The sequence below is a fragment of the Gilliamella sp. App4-10 genome, from assembly GCF_001690495.1.
Classification (GTDB): Bacteria; Pseudomonadota; Gammaproteobacteria; order Enterobacterales; family Orbaceae; genus Gilliamella; species Gilliamella apicola_G.
On record NZ_LZGS01000016.1, the window covers coordinates 1 to 1,157 of the forward strand.

Annotated in this window: 2 protein-coding genes; both read right to left on the reverse strand. The window is 33.0% G+C overall.

The window, feature by feature from the left end; genetic code table 11:
* The coding region (locus tag A9G23_RS02725) for a hypothetical protein (protein WP_141674899.1) at positions 1–528 on the reverse strand (528 nt) is incomplete at its 3' end.
* A gap of 14 nt (positions 529–542) precedes the next feature.
* Positions 543–1,157 (reverse strand): hypothetical protein (locus tag A9G23_RS11475; RefSeq protein ID WP_176700593.1); only part of this gene is annotated, 615 nt, incomplete at its 5' end.

Sequence of the window (1,157 nt, forward strand, 5' to 3'; positions counted from 1 at the left end):
TAATTTTATATTACCTGAATGATCTGTTTCTGCATAATCTAAATAGCGTGATTCAATCCTTTTACAGACATTATTTTCCCACTCCAATAACCACTCTCTATCGCCAGTTGTTTCGGTAATATCAATTTGTTTTTCTTCGTATCTTTTTATTCGACCTGTACCATCGGGATAATAACCGATAGTTTTAACAAACCAACCATCAATACACAAATGTTCGGCTTGTACAAAACCAAAACTATATTGATAACATAAACCTGTAAATGGTTTTCCTTGATAAGAATAACGGATGTCGTTCATTTCATAATCAAAGTCACCGCTATGTAACAATTCATAATCGACCTTTATCATACCATTGGCTTCAAAAACACCATAATCTCGACTACCTGTAATAATACCGTCGGTAATTTCGTATACCTGATAAAGTTGATTATCTCGATGATCGTAAGCTTCGCCATTAAACGGCGTATCGTTATAAAAGTAGTCATTACTGCGCTTTTCTAGTTGATTGAGTTCTATTCTGACTATCATGATTTTTTAATCTGTTAAGTAAGTTGATGTTTTAAATCATCGGGTAAGAATTCTTGAAAATAATCGATTCTGCCGTCATTAAAGGTTATTTTTATATTGCTATTTTGTTGTAGGGCAAATAATGCGAGTGCTTGCGCTCGATATTGCTGTTTTTGTTTTTCGGCAGCAACGAGGTCTATTTTATAGACGGAAGATTCTTTACATTTTAATGTCTGTAAAGAAGGTAATTGAGCTAATCTAGCAAAGGTAGAATATTCAATATTTGTATAGGATAACTCTAACTGCGTTATCTGATTTAAGAGCCCGCGATCTAACAGTTGGTTAAATAATGAATCATCAATTGACCAGATAGAGAGGTTATCGGCAAAAATATCCTGTTTTGCCAATAAATCATCAAAGGTTTTAAAATCAAGACCTAAATCATCTCTAGGTACTAATAAGGAAACATAAACATAATCATCCTCAATAATTGCTCGGCTGATTTGTTTTTGATCGTTGAAATATAATTTTATATTACCTGAATGATCTGTTTCTGCATAATCTAAATAGCGTGATTCAATCCTTTTACAGACATTATTTTCCCACTCCAATAACCACTCTCTATCGCCAGTTGTTTCGGTAATATCAAT